At 58.3% G+C, this 26,413-nt stretch carries 18 protein-coding genes and 1 tRNA gene; 8 read left to right on the forward strand and 11 right to left on the reverse strand.

The genetic code is table 11. The features are described 5' to 3' along the window. Positions 1 to 59: 59 nt before the first annotated feature. From NCS02_RS00370 to NCS02_RS00405, 8 genes are all read left to right on the forward strand, one after another. On the forward strand, positions 60 to 647 hold the full coding sequence (locus NCS02_RS00370) for a phosphoheptose isomerase (protein WP_175979691.1): 588 nt from the start codon (positions 60 to 62) through the stop codon (positions 645 to 647). Between the two features lie 23 nt (positions 648 to 670). Beyond that, positions 671 to 1,471 (forward strand): BON domain-containing protein, encoded by an 801-nt coding sequence (locus tag NCS02_RS00375; RefSeq protein ID WP_008352287.1) that lies wholly within the window; start codon positions 671 to 673, stop codon positions 1,469 to 1,471. Then, positions 1,468 to 1,812, forward strand: coding sequence for a c-type cytochrome (locus tag NCS02_RS00380; RefSeq protein WP_250522797.1), 345 nt, complete (start codon positions 1,468 to 1,470; stop codon positions 1,810 to 1,812). The genes NCS02_RS00375 and NCS02_RS00380 overlap by 4 nt, the downstream gene beginning before the upstream one ends. 67 nt (positions 1,813 to 1,879) lie before the next feature. Beyond that, a tRNA-Ala gene (locus NCS02_RS00385) sits at positions 1,880 to 1,955 on the forward strand. Positions 1,956 to 2,120: 165 nt separating this feature from the next. After that, positions 2,121 to 3,305, forward strand: coding sequence for a tyrosine-type recombinase/integrase (locus NCS02_RS00390; RefSeq protein WP_250522798.1), 1,185 nt, complete (start codon positions 2,121 to 2,123; stop codon positions 3,303 to 3,305). Between the two features lie 201 nt (positions 3,306 to 3,506). After that, positions 3,507 to 4,841, forward strand: coding sequence for a tyrosine-type recombinase/integrase (locus tag NCS02_RS00395; protein WP_284504221.1), 1,335 nt, complete (start codon positions 3,507 to 3,509; stop codon positions 4,839 to 4,841). Between the two features lie 140 nt (positions 4,842 to 4,981). Continuing rightward, the gene (locus NCS02_RS00400) at positions 4,982 to 5,185 is read left to right on the forward strand and encodes a helix-turn-helix transcriptional regulator (protein WP_250522799.1); all 204 of its coding nucleotides are present in this window, start codon (positions 4,982 to 4,984) and stop codon (positions 5,183 to 5,185) included. Between the two features lie 703 nt (positions 5,186 to 5,888). Continuing rightward, positions 5,889 to 6,305 carry a hypothetical protein gene (locus NCS02_RS00405; protein WP_250522800.1) on the forward strand — a complete coding sequence of 139 codons (417 nt, stop codon included), beginning with the start codon at positions 5,889 to 5,891 and terminating at the stop codon, positions 6,303 to 6,305. 167 nt (positions 6,306 to 6,472) lie between these two features. Here NCS02_RS00405 and NCS02_RS00410 read toward each other — a convergent pair whose 3' ends face one another. From NCS02_RS00410 to NCS02_RS00460, 11 genes are all read right to left on the reverse strand, one after another. Next, entirely contained in the window at positions 6,473 to 7,327 is an 855-nt protein-coding gene (locus tag NCS02_RS00410) for a hypothetical protein (protein WP_250522801.1), read from the reverse strand. 866 nt (positions 7,328 to 8,193) lie between these two features. Further along, on the reverse strand, positions 8,194 to 9,249 hold the full coding sequence (locus NCS02_RS00415; RefSeq protein WP_250522802.1) for an XRE family transcriptional regulator: 1,056 nt from the start codon (positions 9,247 to 9,249) through the stop codon (positions 8,194 to 8,196). Between the two features lie 10 nt (positions 9,250 to 9,259). Continuing rightward, a complete protein-coding gene (locus tag NCS02_RS00420) occupies positions 9,260 to 9,967 on the reverse strand; it encodes a hypothetical protein (RefSeq protein ID WP_250522803.1) in 708 nt (235 codons plus the stop codon). A 157-nt stretch (positions 9,968 to 10,124) separates the two neighbouring features. Further along, positions 10,125 to 12,170: a protease Lon-related BREX system protein BrxL gene (gene brxL, locus NCS02_RS00425; protein ID WP_250522804.1), complete on the reverse strand. Its 2,046-nt coding sequence runs from the start codon at positions 12,168 to 12,170 to the stop codon at positions 10,125 to 10,127. Positions 12,171 to 12,172: 2 nt separating this feature from the next. Continuing rightward, a complete protein-coding gene (gene pglZ / locus NCS02_RS00430) occupies positions 12,173 to 14,533 on the reverse strand; it encodes a BREX-1 system phosphatase PglZ type B (RefSeq protein ID WP_250522805.1) in 2,361 nt (786 codons plus the stop codon). A 72-nt stretch (positions 14,534 to 14,605) separates the two neighbouring features. Next, positions 14,606 to 16,519: an ATP-dependent helicase gene (locus NCS02_RS00435; protein ID WP_250522806.1), complete on the reverse strand. Its 1,914-nt coding sequence runs from the start codon at positions 16,517 to 16,519 to the stop codon at positions 14,606 to 14,608. After that, a complete protein-coding gene (locus tag NCS02_RS00440) occupies positions 16,519 to 18,246 on the reverse strand; it encodes an ATP-dependent nuclease (RefSeq protein WP_250522807.1) in 1,728 nt (575 codons plus the stop codon). Before NCS02_RS00440 ends, NCS02_RS00435 begins: the two co-directional genes overlap by 1 nt. Next, the gene (locus NCS02_RS00445; protein ID WP_250522808.1) at positions 18,228 to 21,551 is read right to left on the reverse strand and encodes an Eco57I restriction-modification methylase domain-containing protein; all 3,324 of its coding nucleotides are present in this window, start codon (positions 21,549 to 21,551) and stop codon (positions 18,228 to 18,230) included. The genes NCS02_RS00440 and NCS02_RS00445 overlap by 19 nt, the downstream gene beginning before the upstream one ends. Before the next feature lie 71 nt (positions 21,552 to 21,622). Further along, positions 21,623 to 25,084 carry a BREX system P-loop protein BrxC gene (gene brxC, locus NCS02_RS00450; RefSeq protein ID WP_250522809.1) on the reverse strand — a complete coding sequence of 1,154 codons (3,462 nt, stop codon included), beginning with the start codon at positions 25,082 to 25,084 and terminating at the stop codon, positions 21,623 to 21,625. 33 nt (positions 25,085 to 25,117) lie between these two features. Continuing rightward, complete coding sequence (locus tag NCS02_RS00455) at positions 25,118 to 25,681, reverse strand: BREX protein BrxB domain-containing protein (protein WP_250522810.1); 564 nt, start codon at positions 25,679 to 25,681, stop codon at positions 25,118 to 25,120. Continuing rightward, positions 25,671 to 26,393, reverse strand: a complete 723-nt coding sequence (locus tag NCS02_RS00460; RefSeq protein ID WP_250522811.1) for a hypothetical protein — start codon at positions 26,391 to 26,393, stop codon at positions 25,671 to 25,673. Before NCS02_RS00460 ends, NCS02_RS00455 begins: the two co-directional genes overlap by 11 nt. Positions 26,394 to 26,413 lie beyond the last annotated feature (20 nt).

Genomic DNA, 26,413 nt, shown 5'->3' on the forward strand with positions numbered 1-26,413 from the left:
CGACGCCTTGAGCGTTCAAGCCACACACCGCGCACGTCGCGGCCGATGATCGAGAGTCGATGTCAGTCGAACGCATTCAACAGCAATTCCGCGACAGCGCGGCACTTCAACTCGAAGCACTCGACGCGCTGGCGGTTCCGATCGCGGCCGCCGTCGATACGCTTTTTGGCGCGCTCGCGAACGGCAACAAGATTCTCGTTTGCGGCAATGGCGGCTCGGCTGCCGATGCGCAGCGCTTCGCCGCGCAACTCATCGGCCGCTTCGAACGCGAGCGTCCGGGCTTGCCGGCGATTGCGCTGACCACGGACACCTCGATACTCACGGCCATCGGCAACGACTATGCGTTCGAGCAGATCTTCTCGAACCAGGTCCGCGCGCTCGGCCAGTCGGGCGACGTGTTGCTTGCGATCAGCACGTCGGGCAACTCGGTGAACGTGCTCGCTGCGATTCAGGAAGCGCACGAGCGCGAGATGATCGTGATCGCGTTGTCGGGCAAGGGCGGCGGCGCGATGTCCGACGTGCTCGCCGAAACCGATATTCATATCTGCGTGCCGGCCGAACGAACGGCGCGCATCCAGGAAGTCCATCTGCTGACCATTCATTGTCTGTGCGACGGCATCGATGCGATGCTGCTCGGCGACGACTGAAACTGAAAGGGGGAACGGAGTTGATGAACAAGACACGCGTCAAGGCGACGCTGGCCCAGGCCACGCTGATGGTGGGCATGTTGTCGGGAGTTGCATTGACGTTGCAGGGCTGCGCGCTCGCGGTCGTCGGCGCGGCGGCCGGCGGCACGTTGATCGCCACGGATCGCCGCACGCTCGGCGCGCAGACCGAAGATCGCGAGATTCAGGTGAAGGCGCTTTCGCGGATCAACGAGAACGTGCCCGATACGTCGCATGTCAACGTGACCGTGTTCAACCGGCGCGTGTTGCTGACGGGCGAAGTGCCGGACGACGCATCGAAGGCGAAGGCCGAGGCGGTGGTGCGCGACATCAATAACGTCGGCAGCATCGTCAACGAGCTGTCGGTGCAGGGCGCGAGTTCGTACTCATCGCGCGCGAACGATTCCTACCTTGAAGGACGCGTGAAGACTGCGATGGTCGGCGAGAAGGACTTGCACGCGAACGACTACAAGGTGGTGTGCGAGCGCAGTGTCGTTTATCTGATGGGGCTCGTCACGCCGGACGAAGGCGCGCATGGCGCGGATGTCGCCGCGCGCGTGCCGGGCGTCGAGCAGGTCGTGAAGGTGTTCCAGTACATCAAGCCTGAAGAGGCGCAAGCGCTGGAAGCGGCGGCCGCGTCGGGCACGAGCGTGGCGCCGGCGGCAAGCGCGCCGGCTGAGGCGACGGTTGGCACGGTGCCTGATTCGGGCGTGACGTCGCGTCCGCTCGATACGCAATCGCCCGCGCCCGTGAAGAACTCGGATGTGCGTCCGGGGAATGCCAATCCGGCTTCGACGGTGAAATGAACATGATGCGTTCGATTGTCGGCGCGGTGATCGTTGCCGCGTCTTTTGGTGTGTCTGCTGCGGAGCAGACGGTTTCATCCGCGAATGCGATGGCGATCGCGCGCAGCAACGCGTGCATGGGTTGTCATGCGATCGATCGCAAGCTTGTGGGGCCGTCGTTTCAACAGGTCGCCGAGAAGTACAAGGGCGATCCGCAGGCGAGCACGATGCTTGAAAAGAAGGTGAAGAACGGCGGCGCGGGGGTGTGGGGCTCGATTCCGATGCCTTCGCACCCGAAGATGAACGACGCGGATATCAAGACGGTCGTGTCTTGGATTCTGGCGGGGGCGCCGCAGAAGTGAGCGTTGATTGAAGTCGTCTGAAGGCTTGCCTGACGGCGATTTTGCTGTGGTACAATTTTGATTCGTTGGGGGGGTAGCTCAGCTGGGAGAGCGTCGCGTTCGCAATGCGAAGGTCGGGAGTTCGATCCTCCTCCTCTCCACCAAATTCAAGTCTGAATAAGTATTGTGAAGGCTGGAAACCCTTGATGCACAAGGATTCCAGCCTTTTTTACGTCCAACGTCGTCCAGCGACATCGGGTGGCATTTCGGTCAGAGTGGGGGCAGCATAGGGGCATAGGTGCGCTGCCCCCAGCTCAGGATGCCCCCAGATGCCACTCACTGACCTCGCTGTCAAAAATGCCAAGCCAATCGATAAGACCCAGCGCCTGTGGGACGGGGGCGGGCTGTATCTCGAGTTGACGACTGCCGGGTCGAAACTGTGGCGACTGAAGTACCGCTACGACGGCAAAGAGAAGCGCCTGTCTTTCGGACGGTACCCGGAAGTCACCCTGAAAGACGCGCGCGCCAAGCGCGACGAGGCGCGCAAGCTGCTGGCCGACGACGTCGACCCGAGCGAGCACCGGAAGGCCGCCAGGGCGGCGAGGCTCGCTAGTGCTGCCAACAACTTCGAAGCGGTCGCGCGTGAATGGTTCGAGCGCATGATGGCCGACAAGGCTCCGTCTCACAAGGACAAGGTCATCGCGCGACTCGAGAACGACATCTTCCCGTGGCTCGGCAGGCGGCCTATCGCGGACATCACGGCGCCCGAAATACTGACCTGCCTGCGGCGCATCGAGGCCCGTGGTGCACGCGATACGGCGCACCGGGCACTGCAGAACTGCTCGGCGGTCTTGCGGTACGCAGTGGCCATCGGCAAGGCTCATGGCAACCCCACCGAACATCTCAGAGGCGCCCTGCCGCCGGCGAGACCTGGCCACTTCGCGGCGGTCACGGAACCCGAGAAAATCGGCCCGCTGCTGCGCAAGATGGATGACGTGAACGCGACCTTTCCCGTCAAATGCGCACTCAGGATGGCGCCGTATCTGTTTTGCCGCCCTGTCGAGTTGCGTTCGATGCGGTGGGACGAGGTCCATCTCGACACAGCGGAATGGCGCTACATCGTCGGCAAGACCCAGACGCCTCATCTGGTTCCACTTGCGACGCAGGCCGTCGCCATACTGCGTGAACTGCAACCCATGACCGGGCGATGGGACTATGTGTTTCCGGGCAGGGACGACAAGCAACAGCCGATGTCGAGCAACACGGTGAATGTTGCGCTAAAGCGCGCGGGCATCAGTACCCGCGACGAGCAGACCGGGCATGGCTTCAGGGCCATGGCCCGGACCATCCTGCATGAACGGCTCGGCATCCGGCCAGAAATCATCGAGCACCAGCTCGCACACAGCGTCCCGGACGCGCTGGGCACGGCGTACAACCGGACCAAGTTTCTGGATGAGCGGAGAAAAATGATGCAGGAATGGGCGGACTATTTGGACAAACTGCGCGAAAACTAGAGTATTTGCGCAATTAATGCTCAAAAAAGTGCTTGACGGCGTGTTTGACGGCGCGCCATACTGCGTTCCGTCGTCGATGTACGACAGCTGCTGGCAAGCCCTGCTCCGGCGGCTTCGAGGAAACTATTGAGGCAGTATCTCCACGCTCAAGGGTGTGGATTGAGGACATATCTCCAAGGGCTTTATTGTGGAGATGGTCACATGCAAACCCTGCATGACGTTGTTGTTCGCCAGCCCGACGTGACGCTGCTTTTCCCTGTGCAGCATTCAAACGCAGTTGAGCGCAGCGCTCGCCGCCCGCTCACGGACGTCGCAATCAAAAACGCGAAGCCGCGTGACAAGTCGTATCGCATGCACGACACCGGCGGCCTCTATCTCGAGCTGTTCCCCAATGGCTCGAAGCTCTGGCGCTGGAAGTACCGGTTTGAGGGAAGGGAAAAGCGGCTCGCGTTCGGAAAATATCCGGAAGTCGGACTGAAAGATGCAAGAGAAAAACGGGACGACGCGCGCAAGCTGCTGAGAACAGGCGTCGACCCCAGCGGAAACAAACAGCTGCTCGAAGCCGCGAAACAGTTCCAGGCAGCCAGCACGTTCGAAGCCGTTGCCAACGACTGGTACGCGCGGATGATGTCGGATAAGGCCGAGTCCCACCGCGTCAAGGTCAAGGCTCGCCTGGAGAAGGACCTGTTTCCGTGGCTCGGCCAGAAGGCGATTACGGACATCAAGGCGCCCGACATCCTGGAATGCCTGCGGCGAATCGAGGGCCGCGGCGCACGTGACACCGCCCATCGGGCGTTGCAGAACTGCTCCGCAGTACTCAGCTATGCGGTGGCATCAGGCAAGGCGCAGGAAAATCCGGCCGTTCATCTGAAAGGGGCCTTGCCGCCGGCGAGACCGGGCCACTTTGCAGCCATCACCGAACCCGAAAGCGTCGGTCCGCTGTTGCGCAGGATGGATGCGGTCAGCGCCACCTTTCCCGTCAAGTGCGCGCTCAGGCTTCTGCCCTATCTGTTCTGCCGGCCGGGCGAACTGCGGACGATGCGCTGGGAAGAAGTACATCTGGACGCAGCTGAATGGCGTTACGTTACGAGCAAAAACCGGTTGCCTCATATTGTGCCGCTTCCGGCTCAGGCCGTTGCCATCCTCCGCGAACTGCAACCTTTGACGGGACGAGGGGAGTTTGTTTTTCCCGGGCGAGACGACAGAACGCAGCCCATGTCGAACGCGACCTTGAACAGGGCACTGCAGCGTGCCGGAATTAGTACCCGCGAAGAACAGACCGGACATGGATTTCGCGCCATGGCGCGCACCATCCTGCATGAAGGGCTGCGTTTCGCACCGGAAGTTATTGAGCACCAGCTGGCTCACCGCGTGCCAGATGCTCTGGGATACGCCTATAACCGGACACGGTTTCTCGATGACCGGAAACGGATGATGCAGCAATGGGCGGACTATCTGGACCGGCTGCGTGACGGCGTTGAGCCGGGCGCGGCGGCTGAACCCGGGTTGCCTATCGGCCCCCGTGAGGGCCGATAGCACTTCGCGCGTCCGCTTTGGATGACCGCTGCCGGCAAGCCCGACTCCGGCAGCTTTGAGGAAAAATGATGGAGTGGCTCCACGATAATGATTCGTGGGTTGAGGAAATATCTCCAGGGCGATTATTTGGAGATTGTTTCATGCAAAATCAGCATGACTCACTATTGCGTCTTCCCGAAGTGCTGGCGCTCATTCCGGTTTCCCGTGCAACCTGGTACGCGGGAGTGAAAGAAGGCCGCTATCCCCCGCCGGTTTCACTTGGTCCCCGGTGCGTTGCGTGGAGGGCCAGTGAAATTCAGCAACTCGTCTGTCGAGGTGCATCGAACACGTCTTGTGCCAGTTAGGCTGCTTGTCGGTCGCCGCCGAGGCATTGCGTGAGAGCCCCCTGGATAGTTAGGAATTTCTGGGGGGCTTGAATCGTTGAGCTGGCTTTGCGCAAAGCGCGTATTGGTTATTCGCGCGTGCAGGAAGGGAACTCTTCCAGCAGGAGATACTTGATTGTGTGCGCAGCGCTTTCGTCTAACCGTCTAACCGTCACGCGGAGCCTGGCGTGAGGGATTTGCAGTCGGTCGCGCCTTCGGCTTGTGAGCTGGGGCCTGAGGCCACGAAGAGTGTGAATTACTGCAGCTCGCTCGGGCCGCGGCGTAGCGCACGGCTGAATGCGAGAAGGGCCGGCGTCGGCAGGTGGTACGGGAGTCGCCCCAGCGTGAAACATTAAGGATTCCGTAGCCTTCGCGCAAGGCATACGGAATCGCTACGTCAAGATGCCTCCAGGACCGCCAGACTCGTCGGCCTCATATGGACGCAGACACGCTCAATGGAGTGACGAATCGCCTCACACCGTACAAACGGCTCCTGAACAGCACGTGCACAAGTCTCGGAGCCGAAGCCATCCTTGCTCGACTTCGCGCGGCGCGGTCTATGGCTGAGCAGCTCAACGAACTCTACGCGCATGCTCGCGCTGTCGGCATGTAAATCATCCTTCCTTTCACGCTCTATACCGAGGTGCAGGAGACGTTCCTGCTTCAAGGGAATACGGAGAGCAAGGTGCAAATTACGGAGATGATATTTTGCCCCTCAACGGGCAAGCGAGGCGTTGTGCCGGAGGTGGCAGCAACCTGGCGCGACTACCACCGGCATACGGTCTGGTCGTTCAATCCGTGGACTGGCGCAAAGCGAACGCTGCCCGATGTTCAAGAAGACCCGTATGGGAGGCTTCTATTGCCGCCGGGCGAAAAACCTACGAAGGAGTTTGAAGCTCACTCGCTCCTGTACCTACGGGCGGCCGGCGCTATCGGCCAATTCAAGCGCGCAGGCTGGACTGCAAAGTTCGATGCCCTCCCGTTGATTGTTGAACTTAGAAAGGCAGAGCACGCGCTGACATTCAGGCTGACGGAAACGAGAGACGAAGAACGTTTCTATCAGCTATTGCGACTGGAAGCGTGGCGACTTGCAACGGAGTAGAACTCGCCCGCCGAAGTGCGGGCTTTTTTAACGACATATGTTAAGCCGCCCAGAGCGGTTGGCTACGCCCTTGGGGGCTCTCCATAGAAACGAAGAACGCCCCGACCAAAACTGGCCAGGCCGGAGCGTGCGTTTCGCGATTGCGCGGGAGTTGAAAGCCCGCCGGCCTATGCTCGACTGGTTGACACCAATCGCAGATGCGTCCCGACTCTCGGTGTTGTCGAACGCCTTATAATTCGAGGAAGCCCCCGCGTGTACGGAACCACACCCTCTACCTCTTTCAGCAGGGGAATAAGGTGAGCCAGTTCGGGGAACGTTGCTGCAAATGCTCTCTCATCTACCAGCACAATCCCTTCTGGGATGGTTGTGCCAGGCAACCTCGCTTCATCAAAATAAGCCGTGCCCAGGCCCGCTTCCCGAAGGAGGCGCATATCTTCCAAGAAGAATTCCGCCCTGGGTGATAGCAGTTCTTCAGCGATAGGAATGTGACAGACCTGCTCGACGGTCAAATCGGGCGTGAGCTTTGCCTGCAGCACCGCCAACAGTGGAGTGCCGGACTGGCTCATCGGCGCGGGTGGAGAGGACTCCGTGTCGATGCGCGGGTATCCAGGGGTGTATGGCACGACGCCACCGCTCTCTTCGAGTAGGTTCGCGAGATGCTTGAATTTAGACAGGGTTCTCCTGAACAAGCGCTTCCTTGTCAGTACGATTGCCGCAGGCAATGCACCAATTGCCTGTTTCACTTCCAGTCCATATTCGCGAAGCAGGCAACGCTCTTTGCGCTGCTCGTCCGTTAGTGCAGCGTCTGGCGTATCGAGATGACACAATTGTTCTACGGTCCGCTTTGACACCCACGGGATTGGGATGTCGAGAATGGCCCGCAGCGGATAATCGCCCGCCGTAGCAACGGTAGCTTTGGTCCGGCGGCGAACAGGGGCCTTTGGCTTGACGGCTGTGCGTGCTTGAGATGAGCCAAATATCGACTCGCTGGTGACAATGCGTAAGAGCGGCTTGTGTTGCAAGGGGCTATCCGTCATGGCGGTGTTGGTGAATGTAGTTGTTCGGTTGTCTCAGGGTCCGGGATGAAGGACCCCGTCCACAAGGATATATAGCGGCGACATGTCGCGAAAAACATTGCGGGAGACGCCGCGCCCGATGACACGCGCTGGTTAATGCAGTATCGGAGCGATTCCTTTGACATGTCGAAGCAAAAGGCGACACGCCAACTCGCGAGCACACATTTCGGACAACCCGTAGTGCGAGAGATGTTGGTGGCCGACCCGCACGTCGAGGCAATACGGACCCGCCGTAAACTGAGAAGGCTTATATTCAAGGTCGCGACGAATTGTGACTCGAACTTTTATCTCGCTTTCGTAAATACTCGAGTTTTCCTCGATGTCTTCGACTACTTCAAACCTAGTTTTTTCTTTCAATGCACACTCCGTTCGTCAGATGGAGTTTGCATCATCAGCTATTTTCCAATGCGAAATATAAATAACCACCAATGCAGCATGGTATAGCGTGAAATGACGTTTTTCGCATTTTAATGAAAAACGTATAGCGTGAAATGCCTTATTTGTCTATTTCGTATAATATAAAATAGCCTATTTTTCATTTTTTAAAGGCAAATCTCGGTTTATTGATTTGTCAACGTCACCTTGCACTGTCGCAACAGCGCAACAGCGCGATATGCGCGTCAACTGTCGACGTGGACTGGGCGGGGTGCGCACGGAAGACTCTGTGAGGGGGAGGCATACCAAGATGGCCGGACGAGGATACATCCGGCCATGGCAGCACAAGTCTACGAAAAGGCGACGTTACATTACTCCGCGCGTCCGACTCTGAGCTTCAACCGCCGCTCGCGCTACGGCGCTGTAAATAATGCCGTTTACAAACCCGTGAGCGAGACGCTAGACAACGCCAGCCCGAAGGTTAGATTGTCGATGTCTTCCTTCGCCATACAAAGGTCACGTGCAATCGCGCTCCGACTAATACCGTCCGCGCGCAGCGCATCAAAAACCTTGCGTAACATCTGTGATACTTCTGACCGCATCGGACTGGGTTCCGACGTACGATAGCCATTCCTCGCTATTTGAATGCAGAGATTGCGGTAAGCCCATTCTGAGAACAATCCCAGCTGATTCATCCGGTATGCCAAGGCCGCGAGCGACACGCCCCACGTCTTCTTCAACTGAATGAGTTTGTCTATCGTTACCAGATTGGGATTGCGTGCAAGAACGCTGGCTCGCGGCATCAGAAATGCCGAGGCGAACGCGTTTGCTTGTCGTTCCATTTCCGGACTATGCGCGTCGCCATGAAGCATCGTATGTCGGTCACGAACAAGGTGTCCAAGTTCGTGAGCCGCATCGAATCGACTGTGTTCTGCGGATTTGATGGTATTGAGGAAGACAAACGGGCGTTCTTGGTGCCAAACGCTGAAAGCGTCGACTTCACGCGCTTCGATTGCGAGCGAATAGACGCGCACTCCTTTCGACTCGAGAAGATGAATGAGATTACCGATAGGCGCCTCTCCGAGTCCCCACATCCTTCGCAGTGTCGCCGCTGCATCTTCTGGCGAAAGGTCACTCAAATCCGGCATATCTGTTTCGGGAAGACAGAAGCGCGCCTCAATCCAATCGTTCAGAACAAATGCGGTCACGCCCGCCCCCAACGCTGTGTGCCGCAGGGTAGCAGACATCTTCGACATCGAGCGAAAGCTCGCTGACTCCGGCAAGATTGTCGGCAAGTCATCGCCCGAAAAGAATTCGACCGGAAAACGGAGGAGGTCGCCAATCAACGCGAGTTTTTCCGGTTCCGGTGCATACTCGCCAGACTCGTATCCCTGAATAGAACGCACTTGCAGGCCAAGCTCTTTCGCAAGGCGCGCCTTCGTCCACCCACGACGGGTGCGTGCAAATTCCAGTCTCGACGGGTTAACAAACATTGGCTCTCAGTTACGAAGTGCCGGAACGGCGCAAGACAGGAACATCAATAGGTCCGGTCGGCTGGTCCTGTTCAATGACGGCTTCACCGTCAGGTCGGATTGCCGCGAGGATGATTCGCTCCTTCCATCCAACAATACGCTTACGCTCGAAGCGGGAAGGCAACGAGAGCTCGGCCCGGAGTTCAGGCTTTCCGTCCGCGCCTGTCGCAACGTGATAGAGCAAAATCCAAAGTTGCGTCGCGTCCTTCGTGCGGGCGAGGTCGTTGGAGACCGCGGACGGGTTGAAGAGCTCGAGCTGCTGGTTGTTGGCGACCGCCTGCTTGAGCACCACGCCCTTCTGCGCTTGGTTAGTCGGGTTCCCCTTCTCGAGTCCGGTGTCCATGTCACCGGTCATAACCGCGATTGCAACGGTCTTGTCCGGCGAAACAATGAAGGGGCAGTTTCTCAGGTCCTGGGGTGCCCATTTGCGTTCGGCTAATGACGACCGCAACGCGTACACGGTGCCATTCCAATGGTAGGTCCCGGCAGCAGTCGGGGCGTGCAGAGGCGTTGCCTCGAGGCGATGACGGTAGCCGTGCTCGTTGGCCTCCCGCAGCAACATTTCGTCGAGACTCGGCTGCAACACTTTCAATCGGCTTGCGACGAGTTCAGAGTCGCTGATAATCGAGCTTGCAGCGTCATTATGGAGCGGGGGAATGCCGGGCAGAGCGTGCGTCAAGTGCGCCTCCAGAGGCAGTTGGCTTCCGGTTATGCTACCACAAGTCGAGGTGGCATAACCGGAAGTCGTTCGCTCTGACCCGCAGCGAGGCCAATAAACGTGGAATGCTTGGCTTGCCGATTGGCCTTCGCAAAGCGGTGACCATGTCCTTACAACGCTATTCGGTAAGCGCCTTTAGAAGGGCATCCCGGCCGTCTTGGTAGAACTCGATGTCCAGCTTGGTCGCCATCTCGTCCGACAAGTCAAAGAGTTGACGCCGGCACGAGACAGGCAGCAGTAGAGAATTAGCCCCTTTTTCAACGGCTATTTCGGCCAAGGTCACCGCGTTGTGGATAGGCTCGATAGTGCCGCCTAAGGTCACTTCGCCCACTACTACCACACCACCGCGAACCGACTTCTTCAGCAGCGCGCTAGCCAGCGCCACAAGTGCCGCCACACCAGTCTTGGCGCCCGACTTGGCGGCATCGAATCCTCGTAGCTGGACAGAAAACTCGTGCGACCTTGGGTCTCGGTCTCCCACCAGTTGCTGCGCCCTTGCATAGAGATTCTGCTCGGCACAGCGAATCGATTCCTTGAAAGCCGCGGGCACCGGATTGTTAAGCACCCTCACGCCGCTACCCGGTCCCTCGGTGACCTCAAGACGGAACAGCCCCGGGTGCTCTTCTTGGCCGCCGGGGCTCAGCGTCCAAATCTGTCCGCACTCCAGCGGTTCATCGCCAATGCCGCCCTGGCTTTGCAGTTCGGGCGTGCTCACAAACTTTTCGACACCTTCCGCGCCCATGGTGTAGCTGAAATGCGTGTTGCGGAACTCGGCCGCGCCGATGCGCTTCTGCTGCTCCTTCACGCGGCGCCGCACCTCGAGGGCCAGCCGCACCGCCCACTCCAGGTCTTCATCGTTCACTGGCGTTTCAGCGTTCGGGTAGAGCAGCTTGAGCAGACCGCTGACAGTCTTGTTGACGCCATTCAGGTCGCGGCCAGATAAGGCGCCGCCCCAATAGACGCGGCCCTGTAGCGTTGGGACACGGCTCTGGTTGCGCAACTGGGTGAAGCACTCGGACAGGAAGTCGCTCACCAAGCCGAAGTGTTCGGTAAACACGCTCGGGTTCAGCTTAGGCACGTCCCAGCCCGGCAGGAAGCAGTGAATGCGGTCCATGAAGGCCGTGTCGTCGCGCATCTCAGGGGGCAGCGGGCCGAACAGATGGCCGACACGCTGCTGGTGCTCGACGTCGACATCGAAGTTACCCACTAGCACGATGGAGCCGTCGGCACGGATGCTCTCCTTGCCACGCGAGAACTCACCGCTCTCCATGTAGCCCTTCATGATGTTCACGCCGTCCTTCTGGTCGAAGGAAACGCCGGATACCTCGTCGAAGCAGACCACGTCGTACTGGCACACCAGGCCACGCTGCCCGTTGGCGTTGTTGACGAACATCCGCGCTACTGTAGCCTTGCCACCGGAAATCAGGTGCGCGTAGGGCGAGACTTGCTGGAATAGGTGAGACTTGCCAGTGCCACGCGGACCCAACTCAACCAGGTTGTAGTTGCGCTCGACGAAAGGAACCATGCGCAGCAGCAGCGCATCCTTGGCCCGCTCGGGCAAGGCTACTGGCTCAAAGCCAACGCTGCGAAGCAGCAGGTCACGCCACTCGGCCGTCGAAAAGCTCTCGCGCCCCTTGGCCAGCACGTCCAGTACTTCGCGCTTCGAGAGTTGAATAGCGCGCAGTGCGTCCACACCGAACGGTCGGCCACCTTTTTCCTGAGCAATTGACGCGTCGTAGCCGAGCGTGACTTCGGCGTAGAAGCCGCCGGTCAAAATGCGCTCATTGTCCTTCACCATCTCGGGCGTCAAGCGGACGTCGTTCAGACGCAAGCTGGGCAAACTAGCAACGTACGAGTCGGTCTTCGAATCCAGGCGAGCAGTGATGATGTCGATGATTTTCACGGAGCCGGACTCGCGCGCGCGAGCTTTAAACAGTTCCTCCTCACCCGCTTTGACAGTACGCGAAGCCAACTGCCGCTGCACGATGTCAAGCCCCTCCTGAATCTCGGCTTCATCGGTTGTTGCGCAGTACCTGCCTAGGAGGAACTCCACAACGTAGGTGGGCACCGGGAACTGGCGGCTAAAGGTGCGAACCAAATCCTTCCGCACGACATAGCCTTCGAAGGCCGTTGTGGCCTTACGGTCCAATTCGTCGAGTTGCATAACTATTGCTCTCCTACTGTAGTGGCCTGTTTCTGAAGCACTTCATCGTCGGCACTTAGCACCACCACGAGCGCCACAGAGCCCATATGCTCGTCATCGGCAACTGCAATACTAGCCTTGCCACCTTCCAGCGATTTGACGCTAGCAGCCAACGAACTGGACGCCAGTGCAGCCTTGGTACGAATATCGACACGGTGGCCTGCTGACGCCCCTTCCACGATGACGGTGCACCGCAGCCCTTTCCACGTCACCGACTGAATCGTCACCGAACCCGTCGTCCCAGCGACACTCGCAAAGTCCAGCTCTATCAAGGGAACCAGACATTCCTGCAGACTGATGCCACCGTGGGTGTACTCAACGCCGGCGGTAAAACTTGAAATTCCCGGTGCGTACGCAACTTGCACGTCCTTGCACCAATCCCAGCCAAAGGTCAGCGGAGTGGCGTGCGCACTGTCTTTCAGGACCGCACAACGCCCCCAACGTGTCTCGACCTGGTGCTTCGGCAAATCCGACTTGGGCAACCCTCCAGGCATCAGAAGCCAGCCGTGGTCTGTAACGATGCGAATCCGCTTCCAGCCGGCGTCACGTAGCTCGCTGACCCGCTCAACCACTTGGCCCAACTGCGTATCCAGGTCCCGCGCGAGACGCACACCGTGCTCATGTCCGTAGTGGTCAAGGTCTCCGGCTTCAGTCCAGGCTCGCCCCTGAGGGTCTCCGGATTCATGCTGGTACAGCGGCTGCACGCCATGTTCCGACAATAATTTTCGGAGATTGGGTGAAGAAAGGGGCTTTCCATCTGCTGAAACCCGAGGCTCAAACTCGACATCCTCGGCAGTGCCGGTAATGTAAGTTGCCACAGGCGAGCACCACGCTTTCCCAGAAGCCGTGACTGAAGGCAGGCTGGTCCAGCGGGCCGAAAGGCTGGCAGGGCCTAAAACCGAAAGGCGCTGTTGCAGTTGTACCGCCACGTCGTATCGCAAACCGTCCACAAAGATGGCGCACGTCCCGGCGTTTATGTCCGTAGTCTGGGTAGAATGCATCGGCGGCAGACCACCTGACGCCTTTGCCGCTTCCTGTAGTCTGCGCGCAGCCTCCTCCATCCACGGAAGATACATGGCTCGAAGCGCAGCGCCGACTGCTCCCAGGTCACTCTTGGTATGGACGCATGCCAGCGCCTGTAGCGCGGCATGGTCTACCGGCCAGCCCGTCTCCTGGTAGCTCTGTGCAAGTTCGGCCGGTGTTTGCCCGATGGGGGCGGTGGCGCTTCGACTGGCAACATCCGCTAGGTGCTGAAGTGCAGCGACCAAAGGCGACTTCCCCATTCGCGCCCATAGCCAATTCCGGCGATGGCCGTGTTCCTGCTCAGCCTCTAACACTGCGGCACGCGCCGCAGATGCGTCCATGGAGGCGCATGAGGACAAGGCGCCGCGCAAAGCCGACTCTTCTAGCTCATTGGCTTGGGGATAGCCAGACAGATGAGCGTGTTCCGGGAACAGGCCCATCTGTGGTGTCTGCAACTTGGCTAGCAGGTTAAAGACGTTCGGGAAGCTGCCGAAAGAATCGCTATAGAGCACAAAAGCCGCAGCCCATTTACCTTCGCGCCTCGCCAGTCGCTCTGCTGCCACTAATACGCCGTCCGCTACCGGGTCAAAGCCGTAGTCTGCTTTGCAGCGTTTCGCAAACACTTCCCACAACACATCGCCCCACTGCTTGCGGGTCGCCTCCGGCTCGTTCATCCACTGCAGCAGGTCTCGGGTGGGGTTGGGTGCCAGCAGGCCCAACAACCACTCCGCAGTGATAGCGCGCCCCTTGAGGTCTTCCAAGCTACATTCCAGCAGTACGCCGGTCTGAAGCGCTTGCCGCAATGCCTCCTGAGTAGCCTTGTCTTGTGCCACATCCAATCCCAGGCCGCCGTTCTTCGAGGCAAGAAAGGCACTCAGAGTCCAGTCCTTGGCATTGGCCTGGCTCCAGAACACGCCACGATACTGCAACTCAGCGAGCGGCTGCAGGTCGCGCGGGCAGCTTTCAATGGCACGCAGTTCCGCACGGCTAACGCCGGGCAGATAGACCACGGGCACACTGTCGAATTGAACCTCAGGAACCAGACCGGCAATGGCGCACTTAAGCCAAACCGAGGGGCCGGTCCGCTTGGCAGGGTCGTAGGCACCGAGCATGCACAAGCTGGGCATCAGATTCCTAAGGTCCGGCAAGGCGGCCAGCCACTGCCCCTCCTTGTCCGGCCAAAGAACCGCCGCAGCAGGTGTGGCCGTGAGCGAGTTACCCTTAGCCGCAGCTTGCAGCGCAGATGCCAGCGCAGTGCCGAGTTGGACAGGAGATGAAGGTTGTTGTCGCGTTGCAGCCATCTTAAACACCGTGCAGACCGGGCTTACGTTGCTTGCTCCCTGAAGGAGTCCAGTTCAGTGAGTCTTGTTCTCTCAAACTTCGCCCCCTGACGCCAACACGCCCATCTCGAAAAGAAACCGAGACGGCGCCTTGCGCCATCCGTTGTACCTTTCACCGTAACTCATGGTCAGCGTTTCTATCGTTCGAGTAATCGCAACAAAGCAATTGCGGCGCTCTTCCTGCATCTCCCGACTATCGTCTCCCGATTTCTTGCTTTGGAAGGACGGCAACTGGTCTTCGGACATGCCGACCAGATAAACATGCAGAAACTCCAGTCCTTTTGAGCTGTGAATAGTCAGGCAGCGCACTGAGTTTGAGGGTGCCTCTGGGGTCTTGTTCGCCAGCGCAAGCTCTTGTAGGAACTGTCCCAATGACAGAGAGTAAGCTTCATCCTCGCCGCCAATCTCACGAATGATGTTTTGCCAAACATTTCGCTCCGTTGTGTACTCGGCGTACTGCTCGTCTACTCCGTCTCGGCCAGCGCTTTCGACGGCGTCGAAGTACGCCAGAGTCTCCTGGATGAATTCGGCATATCGTCCCTGAACCAGCACCAAGACAGCGTCTTGAAGCTCTTTAGCCACGGCGGGACTGTCAGCTACTAGCGCGCCAAGCGCCTCTAATTGGTCCCCGTTGAGTGCGGCGGAAAATCCAGCGAGGTCCTCTTCACTGGAGTCTTGCTCCACGCAGTCGGACAGAGCCTTGGTTACCATCGAGGCCAAATCGTCGTCGGACCGTACCAACGCTAGTTTCAGCGCCGACATTACGAACCGCATCGGCGCACTCTCGAACTGGGACTTCCGTCGTTGGACATGGCTCGGCACTGACAGCGCGTCCAGCGCCCTTTGGACCCGCTCCAAGAGCTTGGTTGCGCGCGCCAGGACAACAATATCGGCAGGACGTGCGCCGTTCTTCAGCCGAGCAGCCACGCATTCAGCAATACCCTCTGCCTCCTTTTGGTCATCTTCAAACGACAGAAGCTGGATAGGGTTCGTGCTAGAGCCAACCTTCATCGGGAGCAACGGTTTTTTGTCCGGCGACCGCTCACCGTTGTGGACGATAAGTGCATTCGCAAGCGCCACCACTTCTGGGGGGCACCTGTAGTTTTCCGGGAGCTGAATGGTGGTCAAGTCATAGTGCTGCTCGAGTTCCTTCACACGGGCCGGACTCGCACCGTTCCATTGATATATGGTCTGGTCGTCGTCGCCGACGATGAAGACGTTGGCGTCCCTGTCGGGAACCAAGACCCGAAGCACCCGGTACTGCGCTGCATTTGTGTCCTGAAATTCGTCCACGCAGACAAACCGATACACCGTCCGAAGCTGCTTGCTAACGCGAGGGCGTTCGCGAAGCAACTCCTCGCAGAAGTACAAGATGGACCCGTAGTCCAAGCAATTCTGCTGCTTCAGCAATTCCTTGTAGCGGACGAACAGCGTTTGAAGCTGCAGGCCCGCCTCTGCATCCTTCAGCAAGGATGGAACCTGGGCTTCAGGGGTAACGTTACGGAGAAGAAAGTCTATGGCGGTCAACGCCTTCTCTGCCGAAACGAACTTGGTGAGCTCGTCCGACTTCTCTGCCAGCACCGACCTTAGAAGCCCGACACGCTCAGACTCCTCAAGAATCTCGAAGTCAGGGCTCAGTCCAAAATGGCTGCCGTGCTGTCTCAGGATGTCGGTAGCAAACGAGTGAAACGTGGTTAGCAGGACCCGGTCCCGCGCATCTGGAACCAACTTCAACAGACGCTCGCGCATTTCCGCAGCGGCCTTCCTGGTGAAGGTCAAACATAGAATCCGATATGACTCGTCGCGACTCTGTTCGACGAGGCGTGCCACACGGGCAGTCAAAGTCGCTGTCTTGCCGGAACCGGGACCAGCAAGGACCAACAGCGGCCCCTCGTTCCACATCGCGGCGGCGCGTTGGCTGTCATTGAGTTTGGCCAGGAAGTCCATCACCTACCCTCCGCAAGCTTCATTGCTGTCCCTAAGCATTCGGCAATTTCCGTGGGCACGGAATCTCTGCCACGAGTAATCATTGAGGCAACAACTGCGTGGGCAGCCGATGGTTTCCCGTTATTGGGAAGACACTGATATAGCTGGCTCGGGTACGCATCATTGTCTTTGTCGACTGTTATGTAACGCGGGCGATTCTGCGGGCTGGCATGCTCTTCATAGATTTCGACAAAACCATTCCTACACAAGAATGGCTCGATAGGCTCACCATTCGGAAGTAACGTCAAATGGGATTTCTCCGGCCTACCTGCGAGAGCGTCACGTGCCTTCTTCAGGTTTTTCGCTCCCGCGGCATCGCCATCCGAAAAGACGTGCCATAGGATGCCGAGCGAGTCAGCCGCAGCGATGAAAATAGAAAGGTCACTCTGCGCATAGTCGACTATACGAACTGCAGCTTGTTCTACCTCAATTCCTAGTGCTCTGGCTGCGCCACTCAGGATGATTACATCTGTCTCTCCTTCGACCAGAATCCACACCCTGGCGAAGAATAATTCGCCGCGAGTTCTGCGCACGAAGTAATCAAATTTTTGCAACTGACGTTCGTCAAGAAGCCCTTGGTGTATCGCTCCAACGGCAACCTGCCCGTCTTTTTTGTGCAAGCGCCGAATCGCATGGACGTCAACCTCTGACAGCAAGTCACCCGAGTGTGTGGCGACAAGCTTCTGGCCATCAATATCCTCAATGGTCTTCCAGAGCGCCCTAACTGCATTCGGATGCAGGTGGGCTTCCGGCTCCTCCAGCGCGACGATGGGCTTCGATTCCTTGACGCCTTGCTTCCTAGCCAGCTCTGATTTGAGGAAGGCATCGAACAGCATCAGAACAGTCAGACTCTGCGTACCCTCTCCATGTCGCCCTATAGGTAAGCGTGCGCCTGTAGCCGACGCAATGCTCACTTGGGTACGATTCAGCATGTCAAACACCCGTGCAGGAACCGCATCGACGCTGACAACGTCTTGTCCACCGAGTGCCACCAGCTCTTGCACCTTAGCCAGATGCTCGCGGACACCTTTGAACGTTCCGTGAGCTTCGATGATTTGTGCGTTGATGTCCTCGAGCTGCGTTTCGATGGCAGCCTTCGTCGCCTCGTCAATCTGCGAATTCTTGACGAAGGGGGACCAAAACTGCGACGTGCGGGAAAACTCCTTGCCAGCGTCACGCAGAGCCGAGAGGTAGAACAAAGGCCGAAGTTGTTGCAAGCCTGTCAGGCGACCGCGGCTCTTCGCAGGCAACGGATTTCCAACGGCATCGAGGAACTCAAATGTAGTCTCGATTTCCTGGATGACTGGAGAGTACTGGGCGCTGACGCGCAATTGGACACGACTTCGGTCATCGGGTGGCACCAGCACTATCACCCCGCCATCCCCGCCGAGACGCTGCTCGATGTCGTCCGGCCACTCTCCCGCCTTCGCTTCCTCGAAGGTCAGCGTGATAACAATGGGTGGTGCGGTGGTCGGGTCTGCACTCCGGCTGTCGAAGTGCAGGTCGAACTCCTCGAATGGAGAAGCACGTCCTGAGGACCGCAACGCAGACAGGCACGCACGCAAGGCATGAAGCACGGTGGTCTTGCCACAGTTGTTCTCGCCCACGAGAACAGTCGTCGGACCCAGCGAAAGCTCAAGTGCCTTGATGCCCCGGTAGTGTTCAATCTTCAGGCTGGTGAGCAGCATCTCTCGTCCCCTATAGCGGCTTTCTTCTCCGCCACCGTCAAATGATGGTCATTGATGCGCTCTCCCTTGAACACCGGGTACCACGGTGCACTTTCAAAGTCCTTCCCGCGGTCTTTTTCCCACGAAATGTTGAGCTTAGGCTTCTTGTTGTGGCGCAGGACCTCCGCAGCCACGAAGGGGCGGATGTTCAGGCGCACGCCGTCGTTGAGGTCAGGGTTCCAGCCGATGGGCTGCTCGGAGAGCTTCTTCCAGCGCACGAAGATGTCGTAGGGCGGTTCACCTTCGAGGATGAGCTCCAAGCGCCGCTTCAGGTCCTGGGCAGCGGCCAGGCGAGTTTGGGCGCCGTCGACGCCATCGCGCACGCCCGCCTCTTGCTGGCGAATCCAGTCGCCCAGGTACGTATGGATGAGGCGCTCCAGATTCTTGGCGTCGAGCTGGTGGTAGTTCACGAGCGCCCCGAAGCCGTCTTTGAGGCCATCCCAGATGTGCCAAATGAAGGGGCGATAGTGAAAAATCTTGGCATGCTGTTCGAAAAACTTATCGCGCAGCCACGCATCCAGTCCCTTCCCAGCGCTGTCGGCGTTAGCCAATAGTTTGTCCAACGTGTTGGGCTTCCAACTGCCAGGCGTGATAGTGTCCCAAGTTGCAATTAACAAGTTCAGCAAGCGCTCATGAGCAGGCTTCTCACCTCGAACTGAGGGAAAGCAAACAATGCCATCGTCGTCTAGTAGGTCTGTAAATTTGTGGCAAAGATTCGCAAGCGCACGCGCTCTGTCCGAAATGACCATCGTCGAATCGGACTCTGCGGGCCAGCGGTATCCAAGCAGCCTCGCTACAGCGACCTGCAACGAGTCATTTGCAAATTGCGGATGGCCGTGAAATATCCACTGCGTCGGGTCGTCTGAATACGGCTCAGGCAAGACATTTTCGGGGAAACGTTCAGCGGCAATTCGTTGCCAATGCTTTAAGTCGAACGGAACTTTGGCGAGCGTCGCATTGGTTACACCGAGCTTTTCGTCGAGTTTTCGGACATTTACGTAGTACTCTTCCGACGAACAATAGGCCCAAACTGCCGCCAAGTTTTCTTCATCCGTCGGCACAAGCACGGCCACATTGTTATCGAAGAATTCGCCGAGATACAGTGACGAAGGGAGGGTTCTTGTCTGTGTCACGACAACGCCTTTCCTCCCAAGTGCCCCGAGGCCTTGAATACGCGCAGTCGGGCTGGCAGCCAAGGCGCCGACACCCTTTTGCCAATGCAAAACGTGCTCCAAGCCAGCATAATTGCAAATGCTAGGGAATGTGCTGTGCTGAAACACCCATTCCGCATCGGGGAGCCGAATTTCCCAAAATTTGCGTCCGTAGCGCGCGAAATCGGCCGTCGCAAGACCTTGATATGACCACACGTAGTTTTCGAGTCGCCCCGACGATGAATCTGACTCAAAAACAAATTTCGAATCGGGCGCTTCACGGATTTTTTCAACCGTAGCGACATTTATCTTTCCGGTCCTAAGTTGTTTGGCTCGACCATCCTCGTCCGACGCAGGCGCCTCCAACCCCGCCACGGTTCCGTCTGGCAATGCAGTCTGCTTGGAGACTATCGCGAGAGCCCGCAAAACGTCCCAACTTGCCTTCGCGGTAGCTCCCGACCCCACCTTTGCCGCGACGCGAATACATGTATCGTGAAGTAGGTCGTCGCGAAGCCCCTTATAGGACTTGATATAGTACCAATTCAGCGGAGTTACGGATGCGTGAATCCCGCCCTCCGCCAAGAAGCTTTTGAATCTTTCCAGGAAAACGGTCGCGAGGTCCGCATCCCCTGCTGGATAGTAATAGGTCAGGTACTCGCGCAATTTGTCCGACTGTTTGCCACGTACAAGGTATGGAGGGTTGGTTACTACAAGGTGATACTCCCCGGCGAGATACTTTGCCGCGTGCGCAATACCCTTGGCGACCACTCCTAATTCACCGACTTCAGCTCCTGCCTCGTTGGTAATTGCCGCCTCCAGAAAAGGCTGAACATCATCCCAATCTGTATCAAAGAGTTGACTTCCCGTAAGTCCTCGCCGGAAGTCAATTAAACTTCCTAGTATTGGTGCGTTGCTGAACGACCTGTAGAGTTCAGATAGTGCCACCTCTATACTTCGATTACCATTAGCCAACGCCAACCACTCAGACTCGCTTGCTGAGATAGGCAGACCAGTGCAAGCGATGTTTAGGTTGTCCAGATTTCTGTACCCACCGGCATCGGGGTATCGCCACGCGGTGAAAGCAAGAGCAAACGCAGCCACTTCGACACATCTAGGGTCGATTTCCAGGCCAAAAATGTTTTCAGTCAAAACGGCATCCACCGCATCCGAGGCGGATAGGCATTCTGTTGCCATACGCATTGGAACTAACAGTAGGAAGGCCGCGACCAGAAAATGTCCCGAGCCACAACATGGGTCCAACAATTTAAAATTGGCAAGTTTGTCGGGCCAGCTTTCAAGCTGGCCGGCAATCGGTGTACCGTCATCGAGCGTTCGCAAATAGCTAAGGGGGACAGGGCATTCCTTTTCTGGATAGCGCGTTACCCACCAAGCCCCCAAAGTATTGTGGAGCAGGAAGTCCACCATATACGGTTCGGTGAAAAGCTGGGTGACTGCGGGCAGCTCGTCGGCGCCAATCTTCACTTCCGAGGCATTCACCTGGTCCTTGCGCTTGGACTGCCAGAACTGGTAGACCCACCCCAGGCTATCGCTGGCCTTGAAAACCTCGTCGGGCAATGCAGCCAGCAGGCGTTCCATCTCACGCTGATGTTCCGGCGCGAAGGCCAACTCGAACACTGGACTACGGAGCTTGAATACCTGCGGTAGCATACGAGCGGCCAGCTTGCCCGCTAATTCCCACTTGGTCTTGGCACCCAGATTCATCGCCGGGTCAGTCTCCTGCACGAGCGCTTCGCACTCATCAAGCGACACCGCAGCACCTGGCTCCCACAACAGCAGACCATTCTCCGCGAGGAAACGGGCAAACAACATGCGATGCCAGTGCTCATAGGCCACCTCCCACACCAGGTGTTGGACGGCTTGCGTGTCGTCACTGAACTTCGCATCACCCAATGCGCGACCGTGAGCACGCAGACGTCGGCGCAGAGCCTTGGACTCGTCGGTCAGATAGTCAGGCGCCTTCGCTTCCGCCACCGCCATCTGGGCCAGCGCTCCACTGGCCGCCTTTTCCGCCACTTCCCGGGCCGCCTTGACGGTATTTTCCAGTTGGGTACGTAGCGATTTTGGTAGCGGTTGATTGTTGATGCTGTGTGTCATGACCTTGTTGTCTTATCGGCAACGAAGCGTGGGTATTTGAAGAGCTGACTACCCGCGCCGTTGGTTATATGTCAGAGAGCCACTGGCCCTTGCTTGAGTTTTGCTGCCAACAGGGCCTCGACCTCCACCAACCAGGTCTTCAGCTCGGTCTCATCATTCAAGGTTCGGCGTGGAATAGTCACGTGCACCACGTTAGGCTTGAGCAATTGCACCGCAGCTTGGCGAGCGGCCTCAAAGCGGCTCGTCAGCGCCTGGGTTCTGGTCACCCAATGGTCAAGGTCGCATTCATCGAGCGCATCCTGTAACTGGTCGGGCGTGCCCAGAGCAATCGTAGTCGGCGCGTTTAGATGATGGGCCTGTGTCAACTCGCTGCGTTGTGCATCGGTGAGCTTTGCCCAATCGGCGTCGGCCTGCAATTGCGCCTGCTGCTGCGCGAAAGCATGCTCAAACGCATCGAGCTTCGCCCCCAGCGCCTGGCGCAGCAGGTCCACAACCTTGTCGAGCAGCGGGCGCACCGGGTCGGGCTCGGCCAGCAAGCTGCGCTGTGCCTCGATTGCATCCGTTTCAGCCTTCAGCTCCGCATAGGGGCCGAGGCTTTTGGCGTGGTGCAACAGTTCGGTTAGCTGGTGCCAGACAGGCAGGCGCTTGGCAATAGCATCTGCTGTTTGAACCCAAGACTTGGACAGACCTACGATTTCATCAAAGCCCTCAAAGAGGGCCAGTAGCTGCGCGTTGCCCGTTTGGCCTTCGATGGTTTCGATGAACGCTGGCTTGGGCATCTGCGGCGCGGGCGCGGAGCCGCCCGCCTTGGCAGCTTGCTCTCGGAGCTTGGCCAATAGCGTGGGCACCTTAGCCAACTCTTCCTTCGGCTGGCATGGCACGCCCACCGTACTGAACAACGACCGAATCTTGATGAGTTGCGGCGGCGTGATATTGACGCTTTCGCGCTGGAAAGTCGTTTGCGTCAGCTTGGCACGGTCAAGACTTTTTGCATCGACAGCCTTGGACGATGCATCCGTCGCCTTGATATGACCAGCGGCCAGTAATGCGTACAGGGCACCGTCAATGGCATCACGCGGCCAGCCATACGGTGGCGCATCAAAGTTATCGCGAATCTCGGCCCCCTTCTTGCCGGGGCCAATGTAGGCAAGCAGCTTCTGGCAGACCGGGTGCTTGTCAGCTTCCTGACTGTGCCCCACGGCCTTCAGGGCTTCCAGATTACCTTTGCGAGCCTCGTCCAGCACCTTGCTCCACTGGTCGTGGTCGGCCGCATCGAACTGGCTGTACAGGCGAATCGCAGAAGCTTTGGCTGCGCGGTTGATGCGGTCAGCAAGGTCATTGCCGTCCTGCGCTTCCTGGCCACCGGCCTGGAACACGCGCACTCCGCCGAAGAGCCGGTCCAGCAGCTCACTTAGCTCCTTTTCCGCGGTGCGTAGACGGCTTTCCATTGAGCGTTGCGCATCGCGTCCCTCTTCGGTAGAGGGACTGCCCTTCTTCTGCAGAGTCGTGCGCGCGGCTTCCAGCGCCACAATGGCGTTGGCGAGTTCGGTTTTATGCTGTGCGGGCAGGAATGCGAACAATGTAGGGTTATCTGCCGACTTTGCCCGGGCCTCAGCGATGACAGACTTCTCCTCGGCTTGCCAGCCATCCTGTATCCACAGATAGAGGTTCTGGGCATGGTCCTTGGGCAGCGTGTCGTCATAGGTGGGCGCGAGGCGACGCTCAACGTTGTCTTTACCCTGCACAACGCGCACCTTCTTTAGCACCTCACCAAAACGCTCCTTCAATAACGTCGAACGCTTTTGCTCTATGCGCTGCGGCGCTGCTTTCAGTTCAGCCTCCTGGGCACGAAACTCGTCATACCAGGCGCTGGATTCTCGTGTCTGCAGCCGGTATTCGGTGCCACTGCTGCCCACCAGTGCCATGACAAGACGGTCCTTGTTCTGGAGTTCGTCCAGCAGAGCGGGCAATTTCTTGCGCAACTCTGCGGAGCCGGCCGCGAGGTCGGTTACCAGCAGGTCAGCCAACACGTCTTCGGTTGCCTTGAGGCCGATGTCCAGAGCCGCATCGGCCGGAAGCTTGTTGATGAGATAGACGAGTTTGAGCAGCCTCGCCTTGAACTGGCTGTCGGCATCGCCAGCAGCGAAGCGCTGGACGTTCTCGAACACCTCCTTCGGCAACTGAGCTGTAGAAACCAGGTTCGCGGCAATCTGGTCGTAGAGGAAGTCGCCGGAAACCACGTGACCCAGTGGGGCATCGGCAGATGCGAGCACAGCCTCGTGCACCACGCGCAATTGACTACGCAGTTGCGACACCGTACCGGTAGTATCGATGGTTCGGAGAACACGCTCCCAAAAACGACGACGCACCGGCAACAGCGGGTAGTCGGAGGTCATGACGTCCTCGTCGTCAGTGACGTACTCGAGCTTCGTGCCGCGCAGGTGCCGCGAAATTTCACCAAGGTTGGCACGCCAGACGTTCTCCACCTCTGGCTGGGCAGTCGGCTTCTTGGCCAGAATGATTTGGCGGGTGACGTTCTCGACGTCCCAGTCGCCGAGCATCACCTGCACCGGGAAACGGCCCATCAACCGCTGTAGATTGGGCATGCTGGAGAGTGCAGACTGACCAGTACCGACGAAGAGAAGCTTGCCGTTGAAGTGCTTGGACAGGGTTTCGGTAACCTCCTGGACCTGGAAAGCCTTTTCGGCGTCGGTGCCGATGTATTGCTGCACCTCGTCCAGAACAACCAGCGTCAGCGGGAACTTGCCCTCGACAGACAGCGCGTCGGCAATCGCGGTGGTCATCTGCTCGCTGGTAACGTCAGTGACCTGAGGGAACTGTTCCTTGAGAAGCTTGCGGGCATCAGCTTCGGTGTGCGCGAGGTCAGGCCGGGCTTTGAGCAATGCCTTGGCCAGGTGGCCGGACACGTACATGTGCGGCAGCTCCTGAGCCAGCGAGCGACCCGCCGCCTGGAGTTCTGCATCGACGGTCGGCAATACGCCCTCGCGCTGCATCCACAAAACAAGTTGAGCTTGGTTGTATTGCTCGGGTAGCCCCTTGGATTTGAATACGATGCCAAGCAGAGCCAGTCGTACTTTGTCACCAGCTCCGGCGCCGAGCTTGCCGGCTGCAGCGTGCAAGCTGCCGTAGCGCTTTCCTTGTGTACTAAGCTCTTTTAGTTGGTCGAACACACCAGTGGGCAAACTGGCGAGACTGCGAGCTGTGGCACCATCGGCGAACTGGTAGTCGGTCCAGAGCGTGCGCAGCATCTTCGCGAGATGCGATTTGCCGCTACCATAAAAACCAGAAATCCAGACGCCTGGCTGTTCGGTGCCAGCATCCAGATTGAGCAGAAATTTATCGAGGATGGTCTCAAGACCCTTCTCATACTGACCGTCACAGACGAAGGTCTCCAGCTCGTAACGCAGGATGGCCTGAGCAGCATCAGAATGGTCTTCAGAAACCTCCGCAACACCGTTATTAACGAGGCGATTTTCCTTCGGAGGCTTGTTGTAAATTTCCCGGTTCAGCATGGCGGTCCTTAATTTTGTTCTGGGTATCAGGTATCAGTCTTGAGCGAGCAACGGTACCGCGAGGTAATTCCAGCCATCGCGGGCATCCAGTAGGCGATACGTGTGGTTTTCGGGGTGGTACTCACCGGGGAAGAACACCAAAAGCCGTCCCTCAACGGCTTCCTTGATGCCTTCAACCACTGATGAAACTCGCGCCAAACCGAAAAGCGTACCAACTCCCAGCAATGCCACGACAGTATCGGGGCCGGCTTCGCAGCTAATGCGGCCTTTCAGCTTGGCGTTGAGGTCGGCCACGAATTCGGTGAGTTCGCCAGCCTGATAGCCGGCTAAGTCTTCGGGAGCTTCGAAGTAAGCATCGCGGTATTCCTGCGCCGCCATCCATTCAGGGAAGGCATTCGTCACATCCAGCAATAACCACTGCTTACCTGCTTGCTGAGAAGCAAGTTCAAATTCGCCGACGTTGGCGCGCAGGCGCAGTTCGTCTGCCTTATCGTAGACGGCGAAGATGACGCGCTGGATGGCCGCGAGCCCTGCCTGCCAGGGCACGGTCAGGTGTTGGCGGTAGGCGGACACCAGCTTGGCGACCTTAGATGACATGCGAAACCTCCTGGAGAACCTGTTCTTCTTCGGGGGTGAGGTAACCCGGGAAGCGCACTTCCTTCACGCCGCCTGCGTTCATGAAAACGAGCAGCCCTCGATGAGATGCTGCGCTGACGAGCGCTTCCAGTTCATCCTGCGCTGCCCCGAACAAGGCCGTCCACTCGGATGAGAAGAGCCGCTGGCCTGTACGACCTTCGAGATAACCCAAAAACAGCAGCAGCGCGACGGATTCGGGATGGAATTTCGGCACGACGCGTATCTTCCTGGCCTTGCCCTGCAGGTAGCCCGCTGCGGTCCAGGTTCCGCCAATGCGCTGCGCAAAGGCCTTCAATGATTCTGGACTGAAGTGGCAAGGGTCTTTAGCGTCAATGAGACTCTCGACTGCCTCGCGTCCGACCACTCCGCCTGGGGGCTGCGCCAAAAGGAATGTCTGGGTGGCTCGTAGCAACGGGTCGCGTGCTAACGCGACTGCGAGGGCCAGCAGCGGCTGTGCATCGTCGTTCAGCGGCCATAGACGACGCATCGCACGAAAAATTGGGTTACTGGCGTCCAGCGCATACAGTGCCGCCAGATGCCGGAATGCGAGCTCGCGCGCCTTACGAGTGGGCTTGCCCAGCACATTGGCATCCACCACAGCCGCGGCGTAATCCGAGCGCGTGGCTTGCGGCGAGGTGTGCGACAGCAACAGGCGCAGGTCATCCAGCATCATGGTCCGAGCAGCGTGTGGAC

It is taken from the genome of Caballeronia sp. NCF2 (genome assembly GCF_023631205.1).
GTDB lineage: Bacteria > Pseudomonadota > Gammaproteobacteria > Burkholderiales > Burkholderiaceae > Caballeronia > Caballeronia zhejiangensis.

Coding starts and splice junctions, on each gene's coding strand:
- NCS02_RS00390 (WP_250522798.1), top strand. CDS start 2,121: ATGCCACTCACTGACCTCGCTGTCAAAAATGCCAAGCCAATCGATAAG.
- pglZ (WP_250522805.1), bottom strand. CDS start 14,533: ATGGCTGCAACGCGACAACAACCTTCATCTCCTGTCCAACTCGGCACT.
- NCS02_RS00435 (WP_250522806.1), bottom strand. CDS start 16,519: ATGGACTTCCTGGCCAAACTCAATGACAGCCAACGCGCCGCCGCGATG.
- NCS02_RS00415 (WP_250522802.1), bottom strand. CDS start 9,249: ATGTTTGTTAACCCGTCGAGACTGGAATTTGCACGCACCCGTCGTGGG.
- NCS02_RS00380 (WP_250522797.1), top strand. CDS start 1,468: ATGAACATGATGCGTTCGATTGTCGGCGCGGTGATCGTTGCCGCGTCT.
- NCS02_RS00375 (WP_008352287.1), top strand. CDS start 671: ATGAACAAGACACGCGTCAAGGCGACGCTGGCCCAGGCCACGCTGATG.
- NCS02_RS00395 (WP_284504221.1), top strand. CDS start 3,507: ATGCAAACCCTGCATGACGTTGTTGTTCGCCAGCCCGACGTGACGCTG.
- NCS02_RS00440 (WP_250522807.1), bottom strand. CDS start 18,246: ATGCTGCTCACCAGCCTGAAGATTGAACACTACCGGGGCATCAAGGCA.
- NCS02_RS00455 (WP_250522810.1), bottom strand. CDS start 25,681: ATGTCATCTAAGGTCGCCAAGCTGGTGTCCGCCTACCGCCAACACCTG.
- NCS02_RS00460 (WP_250522811.1), bottom strand. CDS start 26,393: ATGATGCTGGATGACCTGCGCCTGTTGCTGTCGCACACCTCGCCGCAA.
- NCS02_RS00370 (WP_175979691.1), top strand. CDS start 60: ATGTCAGTCGAACGCATTCAACAGCAATTCCGCGACAGCGCGGCACTT.
- NCS02_RS00400 (WP_250522799.1), top strand. CDS start 4,982: ATGCAAAATCAGCATGACTCACTATTGCGTCTTCCCGAAGTGCTGGCG.
- brxC (WP_250522809.1), bottom strand. CDS start 25,084: ATGCTGAACCGGGAAATTTACAACAAGCCTCCGAAGGAAAATCGCCTC.
- brxL (WP_250522804.1), bottom strand. CDS start 12,170: ATGCAACTCGACGAATTGGACCGTAAGGCCACAACGGCCTTCGAAGGC.
- NCS02_RS00445 (WP_250522808.1), bottom strand. CDS start 21,551: ATGACACACAGCATCAACAATCAACCGCTACCAAAATCGCTACGTACC.